Source organism: Okeania sp. SIO2C9 (genome assembly GCF_010672455.1).
In the GTDB taxonomy this organism is placed as follows: Bacteria; Cyanobacteriota; Cyanobacteriia; order Cyanobacteriales; family Microcoleaceae; genus Okeania.
Genome location: NZ_JAAHGO010000001.1, coordinates 263,348 through 269,665 on the forward strand (window position 1 = coordinate 263,348; position 6,318 = coordinate 269,665).

The 6,318-nt window shown below is 32.5% G+C and carries 5 protein-coding genes and 1 pseudogene; all 6 read left to right on the forward strand.

All coding sequences use genetic code 11. The features are described from left to right. Position 1 precedes the first annotated feature (1 nt). On the forward strand, positions 2-1,708 hold the full coding sequence (locus tag F6K23_RS01045; protein ID WP_293149669.1) for an asparagine synthetase B: 1,707 nt from the start codon (positions 2-4) through the stop codon (positions 1,706-1,708). A gap of 535 nt (positions 1,709-2,243) precedes the next feature. Continuing rightward, positions 2,244-2,510 (forward strand): hypothetical protein, encoded by a 267-nt coding sequence (locus F6K23_RS01050; protein WP_293149671.1) that lies wholly within the window; start codon positions 2,244-2,246, stop codon positions 2,508-2,510. Continuing rightward, positions 2,507-3,016: a hypothetical protein gene (locus F6K23_RS01055; protein WP_293149673.1), complete on the forward strand. Its 510-nt coding sequence runs from the start codon at positions 2,507-2,509 to the stop codon at positions 3,014-3,016. The genes F6K23_RS01050 and F6K23_RS01055 overlap by 4 nt, the downstream gene beginning before the upstream one ends. A 408-nt stretch (positions 3,017-3,424) precedes the next feature. Next, positions 3,425-4,630: a decarboxylase gene (locus tag F6K23_RS01060; RefSeq protein ID WP_293149675.1), complete on the forward strand. Its 1,206-nt coding sequence runs from the start codon at positions 3,425-3,427 to the stop codon at positions 4,628-4,630. 11 nt (positions 4,631-4,641) lie between these two features. Then, positions 4,642-5,979, forward strand: coding sequence for a hypothetical protein (locus F6K23_RS01065; RefSeq protein ID WP_293149677.1), 1,338 nt, complete (start codon positions 4,642-4,644; stop codon positions 5,977-5,979). Positions 5,980-6,045: 66 nt separating this feature from the next. Then, positions 6,046-6,318 (forward strand): annotated as a pseudogene (locus F6K23_RS01070) (hypothetical protein); the annotation flags it as partial.

The window sequence follows — 6,318 nt, forward strand, 5'->3', positions numbered from 1 at the left end:
AGTGCAATATCAATTTATTGGTTATTGGGGATATGGTTCCCCACTAGAATTAAATACTATTCTCACCAAGCTAACTGAGGAAAAAAAGACAAAAGTGTTGAATTTTCATCAGGGAATAACTTTTGCTGGAATTAGTTATATTGGTGGGGAAGAAATGAAATTAGCTAGGGGTGAGACTTTAATTGCTTCTCTATCTGCCTCTGGTTTATCTGATAGTATTGATGCTTGGGTAAAGTTAGAAAATAACCAATTAATTTTAGGTAGGGAACCTTTTGGAAGAGTGCCTTTATATTGGACAAAAATAGAAAAAGTTATTTGGTTTGCTTCTCAATTCAAGTTATTATTACCTATTATTTCTGAGCCATCTATTAGTATTCCTGGATTTTATGGTTATACTTGTTTCTCTTATGTACCAACACCACTCACTCCAGTAGAGAATATTTTTGCAGTACCAGCAGGAACAGAACAAATTTTTTTGGAGCCAGAAATACAAATTCAACGTCGTTATGACTGGCGAGAAAATCCCGTACAAATTGAAGATAAAAATGACGCAATTAAACAGTTACAAACCATACTTAAAAATGCGATTTATCGGCAAATTATTGACTTACCCTCTGAACCTGTAGGAATTTTTCTTTCAGGAGGTTTAGATTCTTCAATAGTTGCAGCTTTATTAGTACAAGCTGGGATAAAAGTGCGTGCATATACCCTAGATTTCGGTAAAAATAGTTTTCCAGAATGGGAATATGCAGAAAAAGTTGCTCAACATTTAGATATACCTTTCGTGAAATTATCTGTAACTCCAAAGCTGATAAAAAATGCTTTATTAGATACAGTTAAGGCTTTAGATTTACCTTTTGGTGATGGAGTGACAGTACCTTTATATTTATTATGTCAAACTGCAGCTCAAGAAGTATCTGTAATTTTCAACGGCGAAGGAGGAGATCAATTATTTGGTGGGTGGACGAATAAACCAATTATTGCTGCTGCTGTTTACAATAGACAAGAAAATTTCATTCAACAATATTTCCATACTTTTCATAAATTATGGGGTTATGAACAGAAAATTTTTCAACCAGAATTTTATGAAAAAGTACAAAATATCTCAGCAGAAAAGTGGGTAGAATTTGCTTTAGATGACACTTTTTGTACAGGATTAATCCATAAATTACGTCGTGCTAGCTTGACTTTAAAAGGGGCACAAAATATTCATCCTAGGGCGACAAATTTGGCATTTAGTAATGGGTTAGTTGTGCGGTCTCCTTTTTCTGATTTAGCTTTAGCTCAGTGGACTTTTCAAGTACCAGGAGAATTTAATTTAAAAGGTTCAAACGAAAAATATATATTGAAAAAAGCGGTAGAGTCTTGGTTACCACCGGAAGTTGTTTGGCGAGAAAAAAGGGGGATGGGAGTACCTTTAAGTTATTGGTGCTTAAATGAATTATGGTCAGAAATTAGGCAATGGTTAAACCCAGAAGTTTTACAAGCAGAAGGTAGATTTATTTCGGATTTAGCTATTACGATAATTCAAGGAAAATTAGGGGGACAAATTAGGAGTAGGCGCGTGGGTGAAATTCTCTGGTTATTAATGATTTGGGAAATTTGGCGAGTAACAATTTTAGGAGAATCTACTATTAGTAATTCTGGGTATAATCCTTTATTATTACCGCCTTGGTGGTGGAAGTGGGTTGAGCAGGTTAAAAGTTAAATTTGATCTGATAAAAATTTTCAAGAATTTAGAATTTAGAATTTAGAATTTAGAATTACCGAATTATTAATTTTTAATTATTAATAATTAAATAATTCTGGTTGAAAGCCTCCCCTTTTAAGGGGAAAAAAGCGGTCGAGGGATGGCGAGGTCCCGGAGCCATATCCAATCGACCAAGAGAAGAAATAATATTTCCTTATATTCAATTCCGTAGCGGTTAAAACCCGAGGTAATTATCAATGATCCATTATCAATTATCAATTAATGAACTCTTCTTTTCAAGGAGAGGATTGGGTTAAAAGGAATTTTGTTATTTTTTCTCCATGAATGGAGAGGCTTTATACCTTAATTTTTCGGTAAGTACTTAAGCAAAATTAATTACTTAATTTTATTCTCTGTAATTTTTACAAGATAAACTTTAGAGCTTTAGAGTATGTGTAATTATAGCAGTTGCCATTACTGTATTTGACATATCAAAAGCTTATAACTCAGACAACAAAAAATTTTTATTTTTTTCTTTTTACTTGAATGAATTATGATGAAAAATGAAATTGATATTATAGAAGAATCTTTCTACAATCATGATTTACTTGAGAATGAGTACATGAAACAACAGAAAGAAGAATATTTAGACTATAGGAATAATGATTTCCCAATTAACCCATATCGAAACTATTTAAAAATTCTGAAATACTTCCAAGAAATTAACAAATATAATCCCAGCCATGCAGCTTCTTTTGCAAAGAGAATAAAAAGCAATATAAAGACTGGAGAAGTTGCGAGGCCGTCATATCTGAAATGATTGTTTACCACAACTATATTCCACTAATTAGAGAAAGATTGGTCAAATCTTTATCATTAATAACCAATGAATGTGATGTTATAGTTGAGGGTTATGACAGCTCTAAATATTATCTCGAAGTTTTTTGTATAATGCCGAATTTTCAAGAAGATGAGGATGGAGTAATAAACATTCAGACTCATACACAAAAAGCATTGTCATCGGTAAGACAAAAATTCTTGAGAAAGGCTAATAAACAAAGACAATTTTCAACAAAAAGAGAGAATTTTGCAGTTATAGAATTAAATGACAGACGTATAGCTCGTGATTTTACAATTCTGTCTTCTTTATCTGATGGCTACAAAATAAAAATTGATATAGACAAAATGACAAATTTTGATGAAGGTTATGACTGGAAAACTTCAATCTTTGAATCTCCAGAAACTCGTTTTCTTAAGGGAATAATATGGTTTCACCAGGGAAATTACCAGGATAAAAAAATATTGATAAATCCTTTCTATAAATAATGATAAAGAGCTTATAACTAATAGCTGATACTAAATCCGGTTTACTTATGAAGGGAGAGAACAGGAAATGAGGAACACTGAAATTGAGAATTGATAAATCCTTTCTATAAATAATGATAAAGAGCTTATAGATAATAGCTGATACTAAATCCGGTTTACTTATGAAGGGAGAGAACAGGAAATGAGGAACACTGAAATTGAGAGGAGTAATAAATCTCTTTATATAAACTAGACTTGGTATAACGAACTATCACTGCTTGACCTATGGATAAATTATAATTTACTTTTCCAAACCAAATTTAGTATGATTAGTTGATACTAAAATATTAGCTAATGGCATACTCTCTACTGATAACATAGATTATGCTCTAAACTGCTCTACTTGTTTAGTTAACTATGGTAGAAAATATGCCAAATTTTGTTACTCCTTTTTCTCTGGAATTTGCCCACGAATTACTAGAAAATTATGGTTCTCCTCTCTATGTTTATGATGGCGATATTCTCAGAAAAACGATAAATCATATTACTGAATCTATTCCCTATCCCCACACAGAATTTCATTTTGCTAGCGTAACTAATGGTAATGTATCTTTACTAAAAATTTTTCAAAAGTATCAATGGGGTCTTCATGCTAATACACCGGGGGATGTTTTTCTGGGATTAAAAGCAGGTTTTTCCCCTAATAAAATTGTCTATAGCGGGAGTAATTTAAACGGTCAAGAATTTTCACGACTATTAAACTGGGAGGTAACTACTTTTAATTTAGATAGTGTCAGTCAACTACAGTTATTTTGTGACATATATATAGATAAGTTTGCCAGAGAAATTACGCCAAAATTGGGCTTGAGACTGAATTTACCAGAACTAACGGGAGAAAGTAGAATTGGTGTTCGACTAGAGAAATTTTCCCAGGCAATTCAAATTACAAAGTCAGTGGGTTTAGAGTTGAGTGGTTTACATTTTTATCGAGGTACTGGTACAAATGCTACGAAAGCTTTTACTCAAGTAATTGAACCAATATTAGCAACTGGTAAATTTTTACCCGACTGGGAATATTTAGATTTTGGTGGTGGTTTTGGTTATCCTTATAATCACAATGGGATAGCTTTTGACTGGCAAAATTTTGGCACGGATTTAACTGCAGCGATAGAAAAAGTAGGCAGAAAAATTAAATTAATTATTGAACCTGGTCGAGCTGCTATTGCTCGTTCAGGTACAGTATTAACTAAAGTTATTTCTGTGAAATGGCAGGGAAATAAACAAATAGTTGGAGTTGACACAACTGTGGCTAATTTATCTGTGCCATCCGTACATGGAGGTCATCGAGAAATTGTTAGTTTTCGGGAAATAAATAAATCAGATTTATATTTGACGGATGTTTGTGGCAATACAACTTATTCCCGTGATTATTTGGGTAAAAATTGTCAGTTACCTGCTTTAGAAAAAGAAGATATTTTAGCTATTTTGGATACGGGTGCTTATGGTTATGCAATGTCTTCTCATTTTTTACATAGACCTCGTCCTGCTGAAGTTTTGTTAGAAAAAAGTCAGCCTAGATTAATTCGTCAGAGAGAAGATTATAATGTTTTACTGAATGGTCAAATTTTTAGTTAGGAGTTATATATATGAAATGCGTAAAATGTCAAACAGATAATAATTTAAAAGAAAGAACAGAAACTGGGGGTAGATGTAAAAATTGTAATCATCCTTTTGCTTTTGACCCTAAAGCAGGAAGTAAATTTACAGATATATTTTTCAACAATTCTATTCAGACTATTTCCTCTGAAAATACCTTGTTTTTCACCCCTAAGCAATTGTGGTATTTGATAGAGAAGCGTTTACTTAATAAAAACAATATTAACCCATTTGGATGTTCAGCGTTTCTCATTATTTTCTTAGGATTTTTTAGTTTGGGTTTTAAACTAGAAATAAGAATATATTTATCTATAGTATTTTTAGTGTTAATATTACTTTTTACTTCTGGTAGTCAATCACAGGGTTATCAACCTAAAACCAGAAGAAGTTTTGCCAGAGCTATGCAAATTCTGGGAGGATTAATTCTAGTTGCTGTTTTAGTCTGGTTTTTTAAATTCTCCACCGTGAAAAATACAGCATTTTTCTTATTTTTTTTAGGTATTGGTTTAGGAATATTTGTAATTTATTTTGGTACGCGACAACTAAGTATTCAATATAAAATACCCCAGTCACTTCAGTTTAAGCAAAGTGAAATTACCCAATGGTTGAGTCGTTGGGAAGAAATTAATGGTGAGGTGACAAATGTTTTACCTCCTTCCAAAGAAATGAGTGAACCTATACAAATTAATTCTGAAGTTACAGCTTATAGTTTTGACAGAGTTATTGTGTGTGACACTGCCGAAATTGCTCAATTTTTAATAGCTAATAATTTCCACTTTGAAAATAACTGCGCCGTACTAAGTATTGATGGATATCCCCAGAATATTTTTAGTACAGTAATGCAAATGTTAACACAAAATCCAGATTTAAAAGTTTACGCTTTTCATAGTGCTACCCCCCGTGGAGTTACGATGATCGATGAACTGCGAAATAGTCCTAATTGGTTTGGCAGAAATAATCTAATTATTTATGATTTAGGATTATTACCACGTCATGTATTTGCTAGTAAAAATATGTGGATTATCAAGTCGGATGAATTAGCAAGACAAGCGCAACAAATACCTACAGCAGTTAAGTCAACTTTATCAACAAATGAATTACCATGGTTAGAGGCAGGATTTTATGTAGAATTAGAATCTTTTTCTCCCCGTAAATTACTACAAGTAGTTTCTCAAGGTATTGCTAAAACTCAAGCAGTAGCTAATGGTGATACTTCAGCTTCAGATAATAGTTTAGATTCTGGTGATAGTGGTGATGATGGGATAATTTTGATTGATGTTGATGATCATCGAAATGTAGGTTTTTTGGCATCTGATAGTTTTGGTTGATACAAGTTTCATCTAGTTAAGCTACAACTAATATAGAAATATCTTGATGTATTTGCTAGTAAAAATATGTGGATTATCAAGTCGGATGAATTAGCAAGACAAGCGCAACAAATACCTACAGCAGTTAAGTCAACTTTATCAACAAATGAATTACCATGGTTAGAGGCAGGATTTTATGTAGAATTAGAATCTTTTTCTCCCCGTAAATTACTACAAGTAGTTTCTCAAGGTATTGCTAAAACTCAAGCAGTAGCTAATGGTGATACTTCAGCTTCAGATAATAGTTTAGATTCTGGTGATAGTGGTGATGATGGGATAATTTTGATTGATGTTGATGAT